This is a genomic window from Dolichospermum sp. UHCC 0406 (assembly GCF_009712025.1).
GTDB lineage: Bacteria > Cyanobacteriota > Cyanobacteriia > Cyanobacteriales > Nostocaceae > Dolichospermum > Dolichospermum lemmermannii.
In genome coordinates, this window is the sequence record NZ_VILA01000001.1 from 349,671 (window position 1) to 372,168 (window position 22,498).

A 22,498-nucleotide genomic window follows, 5' to 3' on the forward strand; every position below is an offset into this window, starting at 1 on the left:
ATATAGAATAATAGCTCTAATACAGTCAAAAAACTTAATCTACTATGTCACAATTAGAACGACTGCTAAAAATGGCAGAAGATGAACTTACGGAGTATAGCACTGATGCCCGCAAAATGGAAAAACTCCGCCGCAAGATTAGTTTATCAGTACCATTAGCGGAACAGAGGCAACTAAAAGCGACATTATTAGCTACAATGCCATCTGGTAAAATTGCAGAAGTTGTGGAGGAGCAAAGACAGACGGTGGCCTTGCCATTTTGGGGAATTGCTGGTTTGGGTTTATTATTGGGGATTTCCCTAAATCAACCCATGGGCTTATTAGCAGCTATCGGGGGGACTGTAGCGGCTTTTAGAATTCAAAAATGGGGTTGGCAATTACAGGCAAATCGTCTATTATTACGGACACTAGAAGATATTGAAACCCGGATTTCTCAACCTAGTAATTAAGTGCAAACAACAAATTAATTGAGGAGATAGAAGTTATGACAAAGTATGATTATATTTTCAAATCGAAAGAGCCGATCAAAGAATCATTGAATGAACAAGAAGCCGTAGCGGCAATTGCGGTGATTACCACCATAGTTGATTCTGGCAGTGAAGACATAGATGCAGAAAGTTTAGCTGATATTCTCTGGGAGTTTGAGATATTTGATGAATACTCAGAAGAAGAAATGCTAGAAACGGTGGACAGACTCATAGAAATTGCCGGAGAGGCTGGATTAGGTTCTTTATTTAATGCTGCCAGTGCGGGGATTTCTGATGAGGCAGTTTTAGATGGTTTTGCGGCTGGAGTGATTATGCTTTTAGATGCGGAAAATTTAATTATTCCAGCAAATAAAAAAGTTTTTCTGAAACAACTACAAATAGCTTTAGAATTGGACGATGAAGAAGCAGAAGAAATTATCAAAGAGATAATTGACTCAGTAGAAGCTGGAGATGAGGAAGAATATCTCGAAGAAGAATATGAAGCAGTCATTTTTAATGAAGCTGGTGAACAATTTTATCAATCACCTTTGGGTAACTTTATAGTTCCTATTCCTTTAAATGTTGAACAGGGAGGAAAACTGCAAACAGAGGAAGGAATGGTAAGTTTTTCGGACGATACTGGTACTTTACTCAGAATTGATTATTATCCTCTCTCTCTAGAACAAATTGGTGATCTAGAATCCCAAGAAAATGAAGTATATCTGCATGAAGTTTTGGTAGATAAATATGTGCCTCAAGCAATTATTTCTCATGTTCCTACGGCGGAAGTGAAACATAAAGAATATTGGCAAGATACTTTAGAAAGTTATTACTATGTATTAGTAAATATGCCTCAAGGTTCAACTATATCCAAGCATGAAACTAATGGCAATGGGATGAGATTAGATGCCTATAGAGGATTATTGTCTTTTGTCAATAATGAATGTTTGTATATAGTTAGTAGTCAACGCAGCTTTTTAAATGGTGAAGTACCTGGTTCTATGAAAGCAGAAGCGAAAAAAATGAAAAAAGCTATTTTAGATTTTGTCAGCACGATTGAGTTTGCCTAAATCTAAATTTCTCGGTATTAGCGGTATTCTCTTGGGCGTAGTCCCTGCGCCTCTAGCCCCTACCTCCTGTGATATTAGCGATCGCATAGGACACAATTGCGAGAAACTAAGAATAGGTCTTTAAAATTAGGAGAATCTCATGGCTTGGACTCAAGTTTTAGCTGCTAACGCACTGGCTGCTGGTGCGCGGGAAGTAGTCAAAGTGGGCGATCGCAAAATCCTACTCTTAAACCACGAAAATCAGCTTTATGCTGTAGATGATACTTGCCCTCACTTAAAAATGTCTTTGAAAAAAGGAAAAATCGAAGATGGGGCGATAGTTTGTCCCTTCCACCGCAGTGCATTTGATTTGGGTAATGGTGAAGTCAAAACTTGGTGTCCCTTCCCACCCGTAGTTGGTAAATTACTGTCAATGGTTTCCTCAGAAAAAACCTTACCAACCTATCCTCTGAAAGTGGAAGCAGGCAACATTTTGATTGATGTATAAGTAGCTAGGTTGACAGATCCTGCACCCAGGGACTAAGATGCCATAACTCATCTATAGGGGTAAAGCACAATGCTAAACCCCTAAAATTTCCTTGCTAAAAATTAACTAATTTCTGAATATTTAGTAATCATTGTTTTCACATTTAATAAATGTTCTTCAACAATTTCGGGAACTTCGGTATTGGTTGCAATAATTAACTCACCAATAGTATTACTCGCAATTTCATTAATAGCATCAATCAAGAGATTGGGCATAGTAATATTAGCTTCAGCAATTTGTTTAATAGTAGCTCTGGGGTTATCTTGCTCAAGGATAGCTTTCAAAACTTGAATTTCATAAGCGGGGAGATGGTTTAAAAAAGTATCCCATTCCGTTGGTAAATTTCCTGTGTGATCATGTTTGCCATTTATGGAATCTAATGGTTCTAATAATTCCTCAAAAGGAAATAACTCTAAATTATCTTCTTCATTATCGGGAAATGTTTGGGAATTAATAGTTTCCACCTGTTGCAGTAATTCCCAAACTTGATTTTGCAATAAATCCCGTTCGTCTTGTAAGACAGAAATTTGATTTTGCAGTTGATTAACTTCAGATTTTTGTTCTAATGTCTTATTTTGTAAAGAATTGAGAATAGTTTCAAGATGATATTTAGTTGTACTTGTCTGTACTATTAAATCATCTTGTTTAGCAATTTTCAGTTCTTGAGTTTGAACTTCTATTCTTAGTTCATAAAGCTTTTCTTCTAGTTGTGGCTTGAGTCTTTCCAGCAAAATTACATCATTTCCTAGTTCTTGTTTTTCCTGTTTTAATATATCAATTTGAGGTTGAATTTGGTTAAGTTCGGCATGAGAAGCATGACAATTTATTTCTAATCTCCGCTTTTCTGTGATCAGATTATTGCAGCTATTATTCAGTTCTATATTACTATTTTCTAAATGGACAAATTCATTTTTAAGATTACATACTTCGGCTTCAATTTGCTTTTTCTGAGCAGCAAATGTCCCTATGTCTCGATGTAAACTATCCCTTTGACTTCGACAATCTCCAATTTGGTTTTCTAGTTGCTGAGTTTCTGTATACAATAAATTTCTATATTCTTCTAATTGCTGTATTTCTCTAACAATGCGGGATTTCAATCCTTCTATATCCCGAATGCGTCTCTGAAGAGAACCAATCATCCTCAGTTCATCATTTCTGCGTCGTTTATCAACAAGAAATGCGGCTGCATAGGTAGCCAAAACCGTAATTATCCCAGTGAGAAAGGCTTTAGGGAAATCCCAACTGGGGACGAGGCTTAAACCAAAACTGATACTAAAAGCGGCTATGCCTAAGACAACTTGATAATTAAATATTGTTGATTGGACTTTACGAGGTTTTATGGTACTCAAGTTGTTAGTATTATTAGTAATTAACGTCATTATTCCTCACATTTTCATTGGTAAATATACAGTTATAATTAGGTTCATATTACATGATAAGTGACTTTTGTCATGAGTCTATAGGAAGATTTTTAGTTTCACCAAACACAGCTAAATCTGAGTTTAAAAAGTCAATAAACTGCCTTGCGGTTCTGCCAGAACGACCATTATGCCGAGTTGCCCATTGTAAAGCCTCAAATTCTAAATCTTCGGCAGAAATATTGATGTTTGCGGCTAAATGTTGGACAATTTGTAAATAGGTTTTTTGATCTGCGGCTGTAAAAGTTAATGTTAAACCAAAGCGATCGCTAAAAGATAACTTTTCTTGCATTGTATCCCAACCATGAACTTCATTGTTATCCTTGGGAGCAGGTCTATCAGTAAAATATTCCCGGATTAAATGGCGACGGTTAGAAGTAGCATATACAACTACGTTTTTTGGTCTAGCAGTTAAATTTCCTTCCAAAACTACTTTCATTGCTTTAAAACTATCATCATCTTCTTCAAAGGAAAGATCATCAACAAAAATAATAAATTTCTGGGGAACACCTCGCAACAATTCGACAATTTTCGGTAAATCTGGCAATTCTGACTTAGAAACTTCTATTAAGCGCAGGTTTCTATGACTATATTCATTTAATAAAGCTTTAACTAAAGAAGACTTACCCGAACCACGACTACCATAAAGTAATACGTGCAACGCAGTTTCTCCTGATAATAAAAACTCTGTGTTTTTCACTAAAGCATCTTTTTGCCACTCATAACCCACCAATGTAGACAGTTTCACCGAATCAGCATCAGCAATACCCACTAACTGCCCATTTTGCCAACGAAAAGCCGCATATTTAGCAAATAAACCAGTTCCATGTTGCCGATAATAAGCGGCTAAATCTGCCACAGCATCACCCCAATTCTCTAACTCAGGAATAGATGCGATTAAACCCATTTCTGTCCCCACTGCTTCCGGTTCTCGATACCAAACCACAGGGGAAATAGGTAAATGAGTTGCCATTTGTACCCACTCGCTTAAAACTGCACTGTTACATTCATATAAACTTTGTAGTATTTGCAAGTCATGTTGTCCAGCGACTACTAAAGCTGAGGGTAATTGCCTAAATTCCTGCTGTTGTGCCAATTTACTCAAAGGATTATCCGCAGTGAGAATTTGCTGAATCAGATATTCTTCCCAGGTTTGATGACTACTGGCTAAAGCTTGGAAATAACTACCGTAAGCCAGGAGGCAATCCCGCCCATCTCCATCAGTGTAACGGATGGTTTGTAATAAATTCAGAAACGCTCTGCCTACGTCGCTTTCTAGGACAGATTGGTACAGTAAAAGGGACGCGGCCTGGCGTTGTAGAAATTGAACTGCCGAATAAGATGTAGTATTTGCCGTAAGCATTGCTAGATGATCCATCAATCAACTGAGTAAATTATCTCTCACTATGAGTTTAAGTATAATAGTGACTTTTGACTATGGCATTTTTATCTTAGCTGATTTGATGAAGGAAGAGTAAATTATAACACCCGTGAAAAGTTACATAAAACTTATACCTACAGGAATACAAGTGTAGCCATTTATATATTAAAGTAGAGAGGATTGGGGATGAAAGTAAATCAATACTGATTATAATCAGGATAAATTACTAACATATATACAGAGAATATGGATCACTGACGACTGTAAGTAACCGTTGTTGTCGCTGGATATCTACTACCAATTAATTTGGAAGCAGTAATGTTTTATTCAAGGTGCAAGGCTATACTACAGATATTGTCAAGATCTTATAGTTTCTTCCGTAGATTTGAAAGTAAAAAAATAGCTAATATTGCCATTTTGGCAGGTCTTTCTGACACAAATGGGATATTAGTAGATAGTAGCAATGTTTCGTAAATTTTTTACCATTAACTAAGAACTGCTACAGCCACCTCAATATTGACTGCGGTAATTCTTTAGCCATTAAAATCATTAGGAAATAATTCATGTTATCATCACTATCTTCTCAAAATGTTATCCAGTATCTGCTCAATGCAGGACTGTGTAGCGCGGAAGATGGCGCTGCATATAGATCTGTATTGCCAGAAAATACCAAGAAGAATCGAAATTTACTGGTCATACTAGCAGATAATCGCCAACTGCTAATTAAACAGGAACGGAACATTAATAATGATCAAAGTTCTCATGAACTTTTTAATGAGTCGCTATTTCACCAGTTATTACAGCAATTTCCAGTAATTGGTAATATTGGCGCGATATCATCATCATTGCTCCACTTTGATGCGGAAAATTCTATCCTAGTGCGGAGCTACTTAAGCGAATATGTGGAGTTAGGAAAATTTTATCAACACAGCAGTATTTTTCCCACAGAAATTGCCAGCGCGATTGGTACTACGTTAGCAGGATTACACCGAGCCACGTTTAATAAACGTGAGTATCGTGATTTTATGTCCACTGCGCCCGCAGGACAGTTTCGCTATAATTTTTACAATCCCGCCCAAGGCATACCATCAATAAATCCAGACACATTTGGGATAATTCCCACTGAAGCACTACAATTTCATCTGCTTTATCAGCGTTACGAAAGTTTAGAATCCGCTATTGCTGATTTAGCTTATGAGTGGAAACCATCTTGTTTAACTCACAACGATTTACATCTAAGTAATATTTTAGTTCATTCCCGATGGGAACAGCTAGATAATTGCCTGATAAAATTGATTGACTGGGAAGCTTGCAGTTGGGGAGATCCAGCTTTTGATTTAGGAACGCTATTAGCAAGTTATTTAAGAATTTGGCTGTCTAGTTTAATAGTAGATCCAACATTAGAGTTAGCAGAATCTTTAAGTTTAGCCATGATTCCTCTAGAGGAAATACAACCTTCAATTCTGGCTTTAATCCGGGCTTATCTTGATGCTTTCCCCATGATTTTAGAATATCATCAAGACTTCATTGTGCGGGTAATTAAGTTTGCAGGTTTAGCATTAATTCAACAGATTCAAAATAGAATTGAATGCCAAAAATCCTTTGATAATAGTAACTTATGTATGCTCGAAGTTGCTAAAAGCCTTTTGACTATGCCCGAACAATCAGTATTGACAATTTTTGGGATCTCCGCAGCAGAAATTTTCCAATCTGTCCCCACATTGCAAAAACTTCCTCAACCCCAAAAGGAACAACAATTAGTCCGTCTTTATTACGAAAAAACTCGTCTGCGCGGTTGTTAGTCATGTTATTCCTGATAATTAGAAATATATTTTCCTGAAATTTGAGGTGCAAAACAAGTTAATGTTTGATGATTCTCCCAATCAAATTTTCCAGTCATTATGCGATATTGCCAGTAATATCCAGATTAAACCTAATTTTTGTATTTACCATCCCCATTATCAACCTTTTGCTTTACCCGCGAATATAGCAAATAGGTTTCAACAAAATCCACCTTCTTTAAAACAGAAGTATTTGAACATACTGCTGAGAAATTTTCTCTATGGAATTTATTATAATGGTTCACTGCAAACAGTCTTAGCTGCAAATAATAATAATTGCCAATCTCAGGTAAATTTCCTAGAAAATAATAGTTTAGGTGTAGATGAAAATTTCTATGAACAGCTACATCATAGCAATCATGGTACAGGCCATTATGAACCCAATTGGCAGATTTTGCGAATTGAACCTGATGGTAGTATGGCTGTGAGTAAGGACGGATTAACCTTATATATTGAGCCAGAATGTCATCTACAACCCCGGAAAAAGTTGCCCAAAGCGGGGGAATTAATAGCAATATGGATGCCTAAAAATCGCTTGCAAAATGGCTGTTATGTGGCAGTTAGCAATATAGGAATAGAAAACCAAGATGCAGAAAATGCTGATTTAGGAGGAGGACGAATTTATTTTAATTTTACGTCAACAGGGGCAATTGCTATTATGGAGAGCCTAACCCAAGCCTTAAATAATGCGGCTATTGCCTTTAGTTTTCAGGTTCTTTATAATCCCGCAGCTTATGGGCGTTATGATGCCGGAGTGCTGCATTTTGAATGCCAAGATTACCCGACAATTCGGACTATTCTTCAAGATATTTATCAAGAACATCAAGCCTATTTTCAGCCAGAAATTCCCTTATTTACTAAATTTTTAGCACCGGGGTTAGGGTTAGCAGAAGAACCAAATCAAAAATTTGCTCCTCAAGAAAGTTTTGGGATGAATCGTTGTCAAATTGTGGCCAATGCGTTGTTAGAATCTTGGCAAAAGGGTAAAAATGCCCTGGAGGAACGGATAGAAGTTATTAATCAACACTTTGCCCAAAATTTAGTTGATATGCAGCATCCTTATCTTAATCCTAGTTCTGAGGATATTTATCAGCCTATGAACTACCCCATCTTACTTCGTTGAAGATGGGGTTTCTAGGTCCCCTTAAACTCAGTGGCGATACCTCAACTACTGAAAGGATAATTTCCCAATTGCGCGGGAAACATCCAGGACACACAGACAGATGGTATATCGAAAAAGCAATTTTTGACTGGGAACGCGATAAAGGACGTTAAGTAGGTGAACACAATAAAAATAAATAATAGCAAGTCTGGTGACTATATAGGTATGGAACGGGTCATTAAAAGTGGGATTGGTTGGCGCATAGGTTGGAATCCAGTTGCACCACAATTTACAGGATTAGTCGGTACAGAAGATTGGGCGGTAGAATTAACGGAAGCAGAATTAAACGAATTTTGTCGCCTTTTTAATCAGCTTGCAGATACCATGAAGCATCTAAGTACGGAGTTAATGGACGATGAAAAAATTGCCTGTGAAGCCGAAAGCGATTTATTATGGATGGAGGTGGAAGGTTATCCTTGTGCCTACAATCTCCGCTTCATCCTCAATACAGGAAGGGGGACAGAAGGTAAATGGGTTGCTTCAGCCGTGTCAGAATTGTTGCAAGCAATCAGAATGCTCAAGCCATCAGCCTGAGTGCAAATCTATCGGCACGAGTTGGTAATTTCATAATAGCGTATTTGCGAAGTTAGGAGTAAGTTGTGCGTTTTGAGGAGATTTTCTCTACTTTTAGGAATTATTAATTGCTCATTAATCCAGTTCTATCCGTAAACAACGTTCAACGGCCAATTCCTAATTACCAATTACTAATCCCTGTGTTAGATTGGGCATACTTGATATATATTTTTTCCTTTGACACAGCCGCCATTATGGTAATTACAAAAAGTAAACTGGTTTTGAGTGCTACGGTGGTAACGCTTTCTACAATCGCCGTTACTGGTCTGGGTATTCACTCAATTGGTAAGGCTTCATTTAAAGATAGTCACAAGGATTTGGTAGATGAAGTTTGGCAAAATATTTACTACCGATATGTAGATGGCACTTTTAATCAGGTAGATTGGCAAGCTGTTCGCAAGGAATATTTAAGCAAGTCCTATACTGATGATAAAGCGGCCTATAAGTCCATTCGGGAAATGCTGAAAAAGCTGGAAGATCCTTACACCCGGTTTATGGACCCAGAGGAATTCAAGAATATGCAAGTTGATACCTCTGGTGAACTTACGGGTATTGGTATCACTATCAGTCAGGATGAAAAAACTAAACAACTGGTTGTGATTGCTCCCATTGAAGATACACCAGCATTTAAAGCCGGTATTTTAGCTAAAGATATTATTCTCGAAATTGATGGTAAAAACGCCAAAGGTATGGATACTAATGATGCAGTATCCCTAATTCGTGGACAATCAGGCAGCAAGGTGAGGTTGACAATTCTGCGGAATGGTCAGAAAAAAGAATTTAATATTCAACGAGCGCGCATTGAAATTCATCCTGTCCGCTTTTCGGAAAAGAAAACTCCAGCGGGGAATCTTGGCTATATTCGCTTGAATCAATTCAGTGCTAATGCCAGCAAGGAAATGAAAAATGCTATTCAAAGTTTAGAAGCTAAAAAGGTTTCTGGATATGTTTTAGATTTACGTGGTAATCCTGGAGGGCTGTTATACGCGAGTATAGAAATTGCTCAAATGTGGATGAATAAAGGCACGATTGTCTTTACTATTGACCGCCAAGGTACACAAGATAAACAAGTTGCCAATGGCAAGGCTTTAACTGATAAACCTTTGATGATATTAGTAGATAAAGGGTCAGCTAGTGCTAGTGAAATTCTTTCTGGGGCATTGCAAGATAATAAACGAGCGACTTTAGTTGGAAATCAAACTTTTGGTAAAGGTTTAGTCCAGTCTGTACAACCTTTAAAATCTGGCGCTGGTTTGGCTGTAACTATTGCTAAATATCATACTCCTAGCGGTAAAGATATTAATAAACACGGTATTGATCCAGATGTGAAGGTAGAATTAACTGATGCCCAACGTCAAAAGTTATGGTTGGGAGGAAGGGATAAATTAGCGACTCTTGAAGATCCTCAATTTGCTAAGGCTGTGGAATTGTTAGGTAAAAAATCGGCTCAAAACACCAATACAATTCAGCAGAATTAAATGATTTCTTCAGCCATTACCAAGAAACCTGGCTTTTAATTCTTCTAATTCTTTATCTATGGGATTATTGCTAGGAGATTGTGGTTGAGAATTAGGGTTTTGTGGTTGGGGTTTACCACCTGTAAATTGAGTTTTTAGTTCTTGTAATTCTTTCTCGATTTGGGTGGAAGTTTTAACCACAGCGGGAGGTTGAGACGTGGGTGGAGTTATTTGTTTGGGTGGTAAAGATGATGGTTGAAAATTCAAATCTTTGATCACTTCATCAACTGTTTGGTAGCGGTGACTGGGGACGGTTTCTACCATTTTGTCAATGATTCGGCTCAATTCTTGACTCACAGGAGTTTTTAGATATTGTCCCCATATCCAAGCTGCGTTATGGGTATCGTAGGAGTCAAAAGGCGATCGCTCTGTTAACAGATTAATACAAGTTACCCCTAAACTATAGATATCACTGGCGAAAAGTGCCTTCCCGCGCATTTGTTCCGGGGCGACATATTCGAGACTACCTATACTGGTTCCCGTGCGGTTTAGGGCTGTTTCTGTGGCGGATTTCGCTGCCCCAAAATCAACTATAACTAATTTGCGATCGCTATTGCGACGAATGATATTTTCTGGTTTAATGTCTCGATGTATGACTCGTTTACCATGACAAAATTGCAGCACTGACAATAAATCATGCAGTAATTGTCGAATCTGCGTTTCATTGAAAGCCCCATTTTGTTCTAATTCTTGGTGTAAATTTAGTCCATTAATAAATTCTTGAACTAAATACTGTCTGTCATCTTGGTTACAATATGCCAAAAGTGCAGGAATTTGGGAATGTTGTCCCAATTCATCCAACTGAACAGCCTCTTGATTAAATAATTCTACTGCCTTTTGTACCGTATTTGTCCCTTGGGATTGGGGGAAAAATTGCTTAATTACACAGGGTGGCTTTGAGGGTTTATCCTCATCTACAGCGAGAAAGGTTCTACCAAAACCACCTTGTCCGATAGGTTTAATAGCGCGGTAACGTTCTTTTAGGAATAATTTCGTCCCACAGGTTTGACAAAACTTAACATCATCAGTGTTTTCTGGGTGAGAACAATGGGGATTAAGACAATAACTCATAAATAAATAAATGATACTTGTCTTTATTGTGCCTTATGCTTGTAAAAACGTGGTTATTAACTTTTATTTTGAGTATCTAAGTCCTCATCTTAGAGGATGTTTTAAAAGTTTTTAATGTGTAAACAGACCCCTCTCCAAACCTCTCCCCTACCAGGGGAGAGGCTTTAAAACCCCCATTCCCTTGTAGGGAAGGGGGGAAGGGGGGTTAGGTTTTTGGAGATTATGGGTTTCATATAATACTTTTCAAACAACCTCTTAACATTTTTCCATCAAAACTAGGTATAAACATCTAAAAACCCGATCAAGGTTGACCGGGTTCTAGTGAATTTGCAGGTTTCAAATGATTAAAGTAAGTAAGTGATTGTAAGTTACTAAGGGTGGACTTTCTAAAACGCAAACACAGCATCTCTACGTCTTTCCGCTCTGGGATTTGGCTTCGCCATCTTATCTAAAGTTTGGCTAGTTGCCACTTTATGATCAATAATGCTGTACTTGTGGGGCTAATGACGGGGGACACTAGATCAATTGCCCTTTCTCTTAGTTGGTTTCTTCTTAACTTGGTGTCCTATGGATTTAATATATCATTTCATTTTGGATGTGGAATATGTTCTTTACATTTATTAACAAATAGGTGGAAAGGAAGAAGAGTAAAATAAAATCGATATTTACCGTTATTCAAAATTACAAACTGTTGTAAAATGTCGTCAGAATTCCCAATTGGTAGTAAAGTCCGTGTGGTATCATTGCCACCTTATGTCAAAACCGCTGACCCAATGCCTATGTTACGTCCTGCTGATGTAATTTATGTTGGTGAGGAAGGTATAGTTCTTGACCGTCGCCCTGGTGGTTATTGGGGTATACGCTTGACTAGAGGCGCTTTTCTTATAGATAGCCAATACATTGAGAGTATCGAAAAACCACTAGAAAACCAGTCAGATTCAGAATAGCGGCTAACAAGAATGTAAACTTATATTAAGTTATATTTCTGGTGAAGACTATGATTTCGCGCCGCACTTTTATTAGCATTCTATTTGCCACTTGCTTGGCTGTTATCAGTTGGTTGAATTTTACTCCTCCTACTCAAGCTTTAGGTGGTATATTACCGGCAATTGATCAACCTGCACCTGAATTTACCTTACCAACTAATACGGGGAATGGTGAGGTTTCCCTGGCTGATTTCCGGGGTAAGTGGGTGGTTCTCTATTTCTACCCGAAAGATTTTACCTCCGGTTGTACTATTGAAGCAAGACGGTTTCAGCAAGATCTACCTAAGTACATTGAGAAAAATACTGAAATTATTGGTATCAGTGCTGATGATATTGATTCCCATGCAGAATTTTGTGATTCAGAAGGGTTAAAATTTCCTTTGTTAGCTGATACTAAGGGTGAAGTTAGTAAAGCTTATGGTTCTTGGATAGGTGTTGTCTCTATGCGCCATAGTTTTATTATTGATCCTCAAGGGATATTAAGAGCAACTTTTGTGGGAGTTAATCCGAGTATTCACAGTATGGAAGTTTTAGCAAAGTTAACAAAATTGCAATCTGCTGTTTTTTAAAATAAGTTTTCACTCTGTCTCTCTGCGGTGAAAAGGTTTTTTATCTAACCACAGAGGCACAGAGAACACAGAGAGAAGGAGGTTATACTAAATTAAGATGAAGCTCCATAGAATAAGATTTCAAAAATAATTAAACGCAGATAAACGCAGATAAACGCAGATGAATTTATGAATTTATGAATTTTATAGGAGTGCTAATTTTTTTATGAATCATGATCCTTATATTGTTAAACCAGGTGATCAAATTTCTTTGGTAAAGGACTATAACCCAGGTTATAAATGTGAGTTTCACCAAAAAGGTGATGCGGTGAAAAAATTAAAGGTAGGTATTTTACAATTAGCGAAATATCAAGATATTCTTTATGCTCAAAATACCTATTCTTTATTGATTATTTTTCAAGCAATGGATGCTGCTGGTAAAGATAGTACCATTAAACACGTGATGTCTGGCGTGAATCCTCAAGGATGTCAGGTATTTAGTTTTAAATCACCGAGTGAAGAAGAGTTAGATCATGATTATTTATGGCGTTCGATGAAGTCTTTGCCAGAAAGGGGAAGAATTGGCATTTTTAATCGTTCATATTATGAAGAATTACTCATAGTCCGTGTCCATCCAGAAATTCTTAAAAAACAACAATTACCCAATTTTCCTCAAGATAATCATATATGGAAACAGCGATTTGAGGAAATTAATAATTTTGAAAAATACTTGTTCAATAATGGGGTAATTGTCCTCAAGTTTTTTCTAAATGTTTCAAAATCGATGCAAAAAAGACGGTTTTTAGAACGGATTGAATCACCGGAGAAAAATTGGAAACTTTCTGTTAGTGATGTTCGGGAAAGGGCTTTTTGGGATGATTATATGGATGCCTATGAGCAGGTTTTTAACCATACAAGTACAGAATTTGCACCTTGGTATATTGTTCCTGCTGATCGTAAATGGTTTACACGCTTAGTGGTAGCAGATATTATTTGCCAAAAATTGCAGGAATTAAATTTGCAATATCCGCAAATGAGTGAAGAACATAAACAGCAATTATTAGCAGCCAAAAAAACTTTAGAAGCAGAAAATTAGTGAATTAAAAGATCCTCTGTAGAGACGTTCCATGGGTAGGGATTCTCGGCTCTACATTTTTGTCCCCAAATGCTTATTTGGAAAGTTCTATACGTCTGTGGATACAGGGAATGAATTGAAAATTTTGATATTTTGAGGATGGGGGAAACTATAATCTTCAAGATAAATATGCCAAATCTTCCTAACTTTGATATTGTGGCTTTAGCGGCTTCTGCTGGTGGGTTGACGGCGTTAATTGAGGTACTTTCACATTTACCGGCAGATTTCAAAGCAGCAATTGTGATTGTTCAACATTTAGATCCTCGTCATCCATCTCTCATGGCAGAAATTCTCAGTCGTCGGACTCCACTGACAGTAAAACAGGCAAAGGAAGGAGACAAACTCACACCCGGGACTGTTTATATTGCTCCTCCTAATAATCATTTGTTGGTGAATAGTGATGGTACAGCCTCTTTATCGCAGTCGGAAATGGTGCATTTTCTCCGTCCTTCGGCAGATTTATTGTTTGAATCTCTGGCTGGAAGTTATAAAGAAAGAGCGATCGCTGTTGTCCTCACAGGAACCGGCAGTGATGGGGCAATGGGAGTAGAAGCAATTCAAAAAATGGGTGGGACGGTAATTGCCCAAGATGAAAAAAGTGCTGAATTTCCAGGAATGCCGTCCGCAGCAATTAAGACTGGGAATGTAGATTTTATCCTGCCTTTAGCAGAAATTTCTTCAGCTTTGCTAACTTTGGTGATGCCTCATCCTGATTTGTAATCTATTACCAATTTAGTTTATTATAAAAGATTGACTATAAAAACATAGATACCCGACTTCTTTGAGAAGTCGGGTATCTGGGGGGATCTGGTGATTCTGTATCTCTATAACGTAGTTCATTTATTAGCAAAATCCTGATTTATTTTATGAATGTCCCACAGAAAGACCCTGATTTTGAAAACCTCCTCGAATATTTACGAATCAACCGAGGCTTTGATTTCACAGGTTATAAACGTTCAACTTTAATGCGCCGTGTTACGAAAGAAATGGAGACTTTAAATATAGATACTTTTGGCAATTATCAAGATTATTTAGAAGTTCATCCAGATGAGTTTAAAAATTTATTTAATACTATTTTAATTAACGTCACCGCTTTTTTTAGAGATGCTTCAGCGTGGGAATATTTAGCCAAAGAAGTTATTCCTAATATCATCAAAAATAAACAACCAGATCAACAGATTCGATTTTGGAGTGCTGGTTGTGCTTCTGGGCAAGAAGCTTATACTTTAGCAATAGTAATAGCGGAAATATTGGGAATAGAAGAGTTTCGTAATCGGGTAAAAATCTACGCAACAGATGTAGATGAAGAAGCTCTCGTTCAAGCTCGTCAAGCTAGTTATTCAACCAAAAATATTGATGAAGTCCCGTTAGAATTACGCGATAAATATTTTGATATAGTCAATAAAAATTATGTTTTTCGCCAAGATTTGCGTCGTTGTGTAATTTTTGGTCGTCATGATTTACTTCAAGATGCACCGATTTCTCGGTTAGATTTATTGATTTGTCGCAATACCTTAATGTATTTTAATTCGGAAACCCAAGGAAAGATTATCAATCGCTTTCATTTTGCTCTTAATGATCATGGCTATCTGTTTTTAGGAAAAGCAGAAATGCTAGTTATGCACTCTAATTTATTTATCCCTATAGATTTAAAAGACCGTGTATTTGAAAAAGTAGCTTTAGGAAACTTCCGCAGTCGTCAAATAGTTATGAACAATTTAGAAAATCAAGAATCAACTACTGATTTGTCTCAAGAAATACGCATTAGAGATTTGGCTTTTGATACAGCATCTAGTGCCCAAGTTGTAGTAGATAATGATGGCATATTAATTATGATTAATGAACAAGCTCGTAATTTATTTGGTCTGACAACAAAGGATTTAAATCGCCCTTTTCAGGATTTAGAATTATCCTATAGACCTGTGGAATTACGCTCAGTAATTGAGCAAGTATATAATGAACGTCATCCGATTACACTCACAAATGTTGAACGTTATCAGTCTAATTCAGAAATTCAAAATTTAGATGTGCGGGTGATTCCTTTACAAGATAATAATCAAATTATTCTTGGTGTAACAGTTGCCTTTAATGATATCACCCGTTATCTGAAACTCCAAACAGCATTACAACGTTCTCGACAGGAACTAGAAACAACCAATGAAGAATTGCAATCAACTAATGAAGAGCTAGAAACAACCAATGAAGAATTACAATCTACCAATGAAGAATTAGAAACAACCAATGAAGAATTGCAATCAACAAATCAAGAAATGGAGACAATGAATGAAGAACTGCAATCGGCTAATGAGGAGTTACAAACAATTAATCATGAATTAAGCGATCGCACCAGTGAACTTGACCAAAGTAATATTTTTCTTTCTTCTATTTTAGGCTGTCTGCAAATGGGAATGGTAGTCTTAGATAATAACTTGAATATTTTAATTTGGAATCATACAGTTGAAGATATGTGGGGTTTACACAGTGAGGAAGTAGTTCATAAATCTTGGTTTAGCTTGGATATTGGTTTACCTGTAGAAAAATTGCGAAATCCAATTCGTGATATTATGTCCGGTAAAAAGAAGTTCCAGGAAATACTCCTTAATGGCACTAATCGTCGCGGCAGACAAATCCAATGTTATATTGCCTGTAGTCCCCTAATGAATGAAACAGTAAAAGGTGTTATTATCATGATGACAGATATTGAAAAAATCAACAGTATGATTTCTCCAACAAAAATTGAAGAAAGACAACGGGAAGGATAATTGTCAGTGGTCAGTGGTCAGTGGTCAGTAGTTAGAATATATGATCTTAGAGGTTGTTTGAAAACTTTTTCGTGTGGGATCTGACACCCGCAGATCCCCCTAAATCCCCCTTGAAAAGGGGGACTTTGAGGAATTTAGCCCCCCTTTGTAAGGGGGGTTGGGGGGATCTCGATTAATTCTGATACTTTTCAAACATCCTCTTAGTTTTTAATTGTTAATTTTGAATTTTTAATTGTTGATCTATGTCTATAATTATTGCTGGAGAACGGAGTGGAGTCGGGAAAACAACAGTTACACTTACCCTATTAGCATCTTTACGTCGTCGTGGTGTGAAAGTACAATCTTTTAAAGTCGGACCCGATTATATTGATCCGATGTTTCATCAATATGTAACTGGTCTTCCTTGTCGAAATTTAGATGCTGTACTAACTTCAGAAAATTATATTCAAAAATGCTTTAACCATCATTCTCCTCAAAGTGAATATACTTTAATTGAAGGTGTAATGGGTTTATTTGATGGTATTGGTCAGTTAGCAAATACAAATGGAAAAACAGACTTTGCAAGTACAGCGCACGTTGCCAGATTATTAGATATCCCCATCATCTTAGTCATAGATTGTAGTCGCTTATCGGGTTCAGTAGCCGCAATTGCACACGGTTATTGTTCTTTAGATAGTAGAATTAAAGTTGCTGGTTTGGTATTAAATCGGGTAGGAAGTGATCGACATTTATCATTATTAAAAACTTCCCTTGCACCTTTACAATTACCCATACTTGGTGTTTTAAGAAGACAAGATAACATTACCATTCCTGACCGTCATCTGGGTTTAATTCCCACTTCAGAATTACCAGAATTAGATCAGATAATTAATAGTTTAGCAGATATAGGTGATACTTACTTTGATTGGGACAAACTTCTACCACTTTTAAAATCATCATCTTCCCCAATTCCCAATTCTCAATTACCAATTACCAATTCCTCAGTAAAAATTGCCGTAGCGCGAGATCAAGCTTTTAATTTTTATTATCAAGATAACTTAGATTTACTAGAACAATTAGGAGCAGAATTGGTATTTTGGAGTCCATTAAATGATTCTCAATTACCAAAAGATATCCAAGGAATGTATTTTGGTGGTGGATTTCCTGAAGTATTTGCACCACAATTAGCTGCAAATATTAGCCTAATTCAAGCAGTCAAAAATTCAATTTCAGCAGGAATACCCACAATTGCTGAATGTGGAGGATTGATGTATTTGTGTGAGCAAATTATTGACTTTGACGGTAACTCCTGGCCAATGGTGGGAATATTACCCACTCATGCACAAATGGATAAAAGATTAACTTTAGGATATCGTCGCGCAGTAATTTTAGAAAATACTTTTTTACTTGATAGCAATAAACATATTTTTGGCCATGAATTTCATCGTTCTCATTTAATCACTAATTCTCCTCAACCATTATTTAATACCTATCGCTATGATTGTGATGAAAATACAGGTTTTGAAGGTTGGTATTTACCTAATGTTCATGCTTCCTATATTCATCAACATTGGGGAGAAAGTAGAGAAATACCTCAAAGATTTATCCAGGAATGTTTAAAATCCTAGTGAAAAATGACATTAAATGTTTTAGAAATGAAAACTATTAGAGTTTTTATAGGCTGTTTGGGTTTGTGGCTATTCTTAGATATAGCTGCTCATTTGGGTGCGGAAATTTTTTGGTTTCAGGAAGTTGGTTATCTAGAAGTATTTCTACAAAGATTGTTAACTCAGGGGAGTTTATGGTTATTTATTGTGAGTTTGAGTGCCATTTACTTGTTAGGAAATCTCACTTTAGCCCAGAGGTTAAAATATCCCCCTTTTCCTAATTCTAGTCCGATACAGGAAATAAAAATTAGTCGCAAATTAACCACTTTTCTTAGTCCTCAGTATCCCACAAATAATCAATCTCCTCAATGGCATAATTATACCAATAAAATTAAATTGCGATGGCTTTTACCTCTAATCCTAGGATTAATTTTTTTGATGTGTTTAGTGTTAGCACAATATGGAGAAATTGCCCTCTCTTATTGGCCAGGGAAAGTTAATCAATCCAGTTTATCAGTGCCACTGCTATTGCGAGTAGATATAATTTTGCAGTTGGGAAAACAGATAATTTCTCAACCTTTGTATTTAGGATTATTTGGGGGATTGTCCATGGCTATATTAATTTATAGCAAATTCTTCCTCAGAGCGATCGCTATTATTTTTAGTCTCAGTTTGGGCTGGATAATGTCTCAATATTGGTCAAAAATTCTCTTATCTTTTCATCCTATTTCCTTTGATCATTCTGAACCATTATTTGGCAAAGATATCAGTTTTTATATTTTCCATCTGCCGATCTGGGAACTCTTAGGATTTTGGTTAATAGGATTATCTCTATATGGTTTTATTAGCGTTATTCTCACCTATTTATTATCAGCTAATAGCTTCAGAGAAGCTATTTTTCCAGGATTTTCTTCTCCACAAATGCGCCATTTATTGGGCTTATCTGGCTGTTTAATGTTAGTAGTATCTTTAAATTATTGGCTGAGTCGTTATCAACTGCTTTACTCGGTTCGTGGAGTGAGTTATGGAGCTAGTTATACTGATGTTAAAGCCCAATTACCAGCAGATACAATATTATATATTTTATCGGTAGCTATAGCCTTATATTTATTGTGGTTAACTGTATTTTGGCAACAAAAATCCTCACATCATCGCTGGGCAATTTATACATTAGGTATGTATATAACTTTTATATTAATTGGTAATTTTATTTTACCTATGGCTGTACAAAGTTTTATTGTTGAGCCAAATGAATTACAAAAAGAACAACCTTATATAATGCGAAATATTGACCTTACTCGTCAAGCATTTAATTTAGATGTCATTGATTCTCAAATATTTAACCCCACAGGAAAACTCACAGAAGCAGATATTAAAGCTAATGAATTAACAATTAAAAATATTCGGCTTTGGGATCAAGAACCATTATTAAAAACCAATCGTCAATTACAACAAATTCGTCCTTATTATCAATTCCCTGATGCTGATATTGATAGATATTTAATTAAAAATAACGGGACTCAAGAAAAACAACAGGTACTAATTGCAGCGAGAGAATTAAATTATCCAGATGTTCCTCTCCCCGCACAAACATGGGTAAACCAAAATATGATTTATACTCATGGTTATGGCTTCACTATGAGTCCAGTTAATACCGTTGCTGCTGCTGGATTACCAGAATATTTTGTCAAAGATATTAGCCAAAATGGTAGCGTCTTAAATACTTCTAATGCCAATATTCGTGCCAGTATTCCCATCGGACAACCCCGAATTTATTATGGAGAAATTAGTAATACTCATGTTATGACTGGGACAAAAGTTAAAGAATTAGATTATCCCAGTGGCAGCGATAATGTTTATAATACCTATGATGGATTAGGTGGTATTCATATCAACTCTCTATGGAAAAGATGGCTATTTTCTATATATTTAAAAGATTGGAAAATGGTATTTACCAGAGATTTTTTGCCAGAAACTAAAGTATTATTACGACGAAATATTAACCAACGAATTCAAACTATTGCCCCTTTTTTAAAATTCGATAGTGATCCTTATTTAGTTGCGGTAGATGCCCATATAGATGGTAAAAATCAACAATTTCCTGGCCAAGAAAATTATCTTTATTGGATAGTTGATGCTTACACCACAAGCGATCGCTATCCTTACTCAGACACAGGTAAAAATAGTATTAACTATATCCGTAATTCCGTCAAAGTCGTTATTGATGCTAATAACGGTACAGTCAGATTTTACATTGCCGATGCCGCCGATCCATTGATTACAGCTTGGTCAAAAATATTTCCCAAAATGTTTCAACCACTGAGGAATTTACCAGTCAATCTCCGCAGTCATCTCCGTTATCCAGTAGATTATTTCAAAATTCAATCTGAACGCTTAATGATCTACCACATGACAGATCCTCAAGTATTTTATAACAGAGAAGATCAATGGCAAATTCCTAATGAAATCTATGACAACGAAAGCCGTAAAGTTGAACCCTACTATTTAATAACCAGTCTCCCCAACGTCTCCTTTGAAGAATTCATCCTCTTACTTCCCTACACACCCAAACAACGCACCAATTTAATCGCTTGGTTAGCAGCACGTTCTGATGGCGAAAATTATGGCAAATTACTATTATATAACTTTCCTAAAGAACGCTTAATTTATGGACAAGAACAAATTGAAGCCAGAATAAATCAAGATCCAGTTATTTCTCAACAAATTTCTCTGTGGAATCGTCAAGGTTCAAGAGTAATTCAAGGTAATCTGTTAATAGTTCCCATTGAGCAATCATTACTATATGTTGAACCAATTTATTTAGAAGCCACACAAAATAGTTTACCAACATTAGTAAGAGTAGTTGTAGCCTATGAAAATCGCATCATTATGGCACCCACCTTAGAACAAGCACTACAAGGAATCTTTCAACCAGAAATTGCACCACCAACAACTATCATTCGTCCCCTGTAGGGGCAATGATCCTGTGCTTACCCCAAAACCCTATCAGGACAACCACGAGGGTTTACCCCTACCATTAAATTAATAGACATCTCCGGTAATTAAATGTGCGTGGTTTGAAACCCTTGTACAGACGTTCTATAGAACGTCTCTACATTCATTTTCGGAGAGGTCTAATGTATCGGTCTTCTAGAAATTCAAAAATTTAAACAACTATTACAATACTGTATTTTTAATATCCACCTACCACTTCAGGTATATATTCACATAATAAAAAACAAAACTATTGACAGAGATAACTAATCTTTACTTTTGCTAAACCTATAATCAGAAGCTATATACAGCTTTACCTAAACAAATCCTAGACTTAAATTAAAAGTTTGAAAATTCAACATCAGTCACAATTAAAACAGACTTTATATTGAGGGGTTTGCCACTTGGTTCTGTCACACTTGTTAATTAAGAACCATTATAGATTATTAAGGAAAATAAGATGTATATAGAGCAGGTATTGGGAAATACACTCATGGCCGACAATACCAATTTGTCCATTGCTCAAAGTGCAGTTCAACAGGAAAAAGTCCAAGTCCAATATCACAACATCCAAATACCAGATTTAGCACTATCTTTAGCTCCTCTGGGATTTATTTTTGTTTGGGCTATGTTTCTCCTACTTTTTCATAAAATCCGCACCAATACAGATGATCGGATATGCGTGAAAAGTAAAATTCTACAAAAAGTTCCCTGTAAAAAATGTCAATTTTTTGCCAATAACCATTATTTAAAATGTGCTGTCAAACCTGATTCTGTTCTCACAGAAGCAGCCATAGACTGTTCTGAATACGTACCTAAAAAAGTTGGCTTTTCCCATAAAAAGTTATTTCGCTAAATACCAAATCATACCAGATCCCCGACTTCTTCAAGAAGTCGGGGATCTATTTCCGATTAGTCCATAAGTGCCATCTATCCGTCCTAAAAAGCGTCTGTGAGTACGTGGAATCCCGATTTCTAAATAGGGCTTGCTGAAAAAGTGGAAAAAGGCAAGAAAAAAGATGACTAAGTAATTAGGCAAAAGTAAGTATAAGTTTTTGTTGTTTAAAATTAGGCAAAATATCACCTTTACTAATAAAATCAGAGAAATTAAAGAGAATTGCGGTAAAATTGCTGTTGTAATTCGTTTTTCAGAGGATGTTTGAAAAGTTTTAGAAAGTGAAAAATTAAGCAAGCCGTCTAACCATAATACGGATCATGGCAAGGTAGATAAAAGTTTCAGAAGTTTCGGGCAATAATTCATAATCTCTAACCAAACGCCGACACCCCATCAGCCACCCAAAAGTGCGTTCTACGACCCAACGCTTTTTGAGCAAGACAAAGCCCTTGGTTTGTTCTGGGCGCAAAACTACCTGTACAATCCAACGAAAAAAATCCATCACCCATTGCATGAACGGTTCACCGTCAAAGCCGCCATCTACCCAAATAGTTGTTAAACCTCAG

At 36.5% G+C, this 22,498-nt stretch carries 18 protein-coding genes and 1 pseudogene; 15 read left to right on the plus strand and 4 right to left on the minus strand.

What is annotated here, in order from left to right:
- Nucleotides 1-44: 44 nt before the first annotated feature.
- The 3 genes from FJR09_RS01620 (at nt 45) to FJR09_RS01630 (ending at nt 2,024) form a co-directional block, all read left to right on the plus strand.
- Nucleotides 45-449 carry a hypothetical protein gene (locus FJR09_RS01620; protein ID WP_015080323.1) on the plus strand — a complete coding sequence of 135 codons (405 nt, stop codon included), beginning with the start codon at nt 45-47 and terminating at the stop codon, nt 447-449.
- 35 nt (nt 450-484) lie between these two features.
- The gene (locus tag FJR09_RS01625) at nt 485-1,537 is read left to right on the plus strand and encodes a tellurite resistance TerB family protein (protein WP_168652719.1); all 1,053 of its coding nucleotides are present in this window, start codon (nt 485-487) and stop codon (nt 1,535-1,537) included.
- 139 nt (nt 1,538-1,676) lie between these two features.
- Entirely contained in the window at nt 1,677-2,024 is a 348-nt protein-coding gene (locus tag FJR09_RS01630) for a Rieske (2Fe-2S) protein (RefSeq protein ID WP_015080325.1), read from the plus strand.
- A gap of 101 nt (nt 2,025-2,125) precedes the next feature.
- On the opposite strand, the gene FJR09_RS01635 is transcribed toward FJR09_RS01630, so the two are convergent.
- Entirely contained in the window at nt 2,126-3,442 is a 1,317-nt protein-coding gene (locus FJR09_RS01635; RefSeq protein ID WP_168652718.1) for a tellurite resistance TerB C-terminal domain-containing protein, read from the minus strand.
- Nucleotides 3,443-3,512: 70 nt separating this feature from the next.
- Nucleotides 3,513-4,859, minus strand: a complete 1,347-nt coding sequence (locus tag FJR09_RS01640; protein ID WP_015080328.1) for an ATP-binding protein — start codon at nt 4,857-4,859, stop codon at nt 3,513-3,515.
- Between the two features lie 566 nt (nt 4,860-5,425).
- Here FJR09_RS01640 and FJR09_RS01645 point away from each other — a divergent pair.
- The 4 genes from FJR09_RS01645 to ctpC all read left to right on the plus strand — a co-directional run bounded on the left by FJR09_RS01645 (nt 5,426) and on the right by ctpC (nt 9,916).
- Nucleotides 5,426-6,664: an aminoglycoside phosphotransferase family protein gene (locus FJR09_RS01645; protein WP_015080329.1), complete on the plus strand. Its 1,239-nt coding sequence runs from the start codon at nt 5,426-5,428 to the stop codon at nt 6,662-6,664.
- A 61-nt stretch (nt 6,665-6,725) separates the two neighbouring features.
- Complete coding sequence (locus FJR09_RS01650) at nt 6,726-7,826, plus strand: T3SS effector HopA1 family protein (RefSeq protein WP_015080330.1); 1,101 nt, start codon at nt 6,726-6,728, stop codon at nt 7,824-7,826.
- A gap of 204 nt (nt 7,827-8,030) precedes the next feature.
- The gene (locus FJR09_RS01655; RefSeq protein WP_015080331.1) at nt 8,031-8,399 is read left to right on the plus strand and encodes a DUF1818 family protein; all 369 of its coding nucleotides are present in this window, start codon (nt 8,031-8,033) and stop codon (nt 8,397-8,399) included.
- A gap of 233 nt (nt 8,400-8,632) precedes the next feature.
- Nucleotides 8,633-9,916 (plus strand): carboxyl-terminal processing protease CtpC, encoded by a 1,284-nt coding sequence (gene ctpC / locus FJR09_RS01660; RefSeq protein WP_015080332.1) that lies wholly within the window; start codon nt 8,633-8,635, stop codon nt 9,914-9,916.
- A 9-nt stretch (nt 9,917-9,925) separates the two neighbouring features.
- Here ctpC and FJR09_RS01665 read toward each other — a convergent pair whose 3' ends face one another.
- A complete protein-coding gene (locus tag FJR09_RS01665; protein ID WP_015080333.1) occupies nt 9,926-11,026 on the minus strand; it encodes a serine/threonine-protein kinase in 1,101 nt (366 codons plus the stop codon).
- 698 nt (nt 11,027-11,724) lie between these two features.
- Here FJR09_RS01665 and sipA point away from each other — a divergent pair.
- From sipA to FJR09_RS01705, 8 genes are all read left to right on the plus strand, one after another.
- Entirely contained in the window at nt 11,725-11,973 is a 249-nt protein-coding gene (sipA, locus tag FJR09_RS01670; RefSeq protein WP_015080334.1) for a regulatory protein SipA, read from the plus strand.
- Between the two features lie 50 nt (nt 11,974-12,023).
- Nucleotides 12,024-12,581, plus strand: coding sequence for a peroxiredoxin (locus FJR09_RS01675; protein ID WP_015080335.1), 558 nt, complete (start codon nt 12,024-12,026; stop codon nt 12,579-12,581).
- A 205-nt stretch (nt 12,582-12,786) separates the two neighbouring features.
- Nucleotides 12,787-13,656, plus strand: coding sequence for a polyphosphate kinase 2 family protein (locus tag FJR09_RS01680; RefSeq protein ID WP_168652717.1), 870 nt, complete (start codon nt 12,787-12,789; stop codon nt 13,654-13,656).
- A 168-nt stretch (nt 13,657-13,824) separates the two neighbouring features.
- Nucleotides 13,825-14,415, plus strand: coding sequence for a chemotaxis protein CheB (locus FJR09_RS01685; RefSeq protein ID WP_235081823.1), 591 nt, complete (start codon nt 13,825-13,827; stop codon nt 14,413-14,415).
- Between the two features lie 146 nt (nt 14,416-14,561).
- Complete coding sequence (locus FJR09_RS01690; protein ID WP_015080338.1) at nt 14,562-16,457, plus strand: CheR family methyltransferase; 1,896 nt, start codon at nt 14,562-14,564, stop codon at nt 16,455-16,457.
- A gap of 242 nt (nt 16,458-16,699) precedes the next feature.
- Complete coding sequence (locus FJR09_RS01695) at nt 16,700-18,064, plus strand: cobyrinate a,c-diamide synthase (protein WP_015080339.1); 1,365 nt, start codon at nt 16,700-16,702, stop codon at nt 18,062-18,064.
- A gap of 6 nt (nt 18,065-18,070) precedes the next feature.
- Nucleotides 18,071-21,016, plus strand: coding sequence for a UPF0182 family protein (locus FJR09_RS01700; protein WP_168651531.1), 2,946 nt, complete (start codon nt 18,071-18,073; stop codon nt 21,014-21,016).
- 481 nt (nt 21,017-21,497) lie between these two features.
- Nucleotides 21,498-21,893 (plus strand): hypothetical protein, encoded by a 396-nt coding sequence (locus FJR09_RS01705; RefSeq protein WP_015080341.1) that lies wholly within the window; start codon nt 21,498-21,500, stop codon nt 21,891-21,893.
- 328 nt (nt 21,894-22,221) lie between these two features.
- On the opposite strand, the pseudogene FJR09_RS01710 reads toward FJR09_RS01705, so the two are convergent.
- Nucleotides 22,222-22,491, minus strand: a pseudogene (locus FJR09_RS01710) (transposase); the annotation flags it as partial.
- Nucleotides 22,492-22,498: the final 7 nt, after the last annotated feature.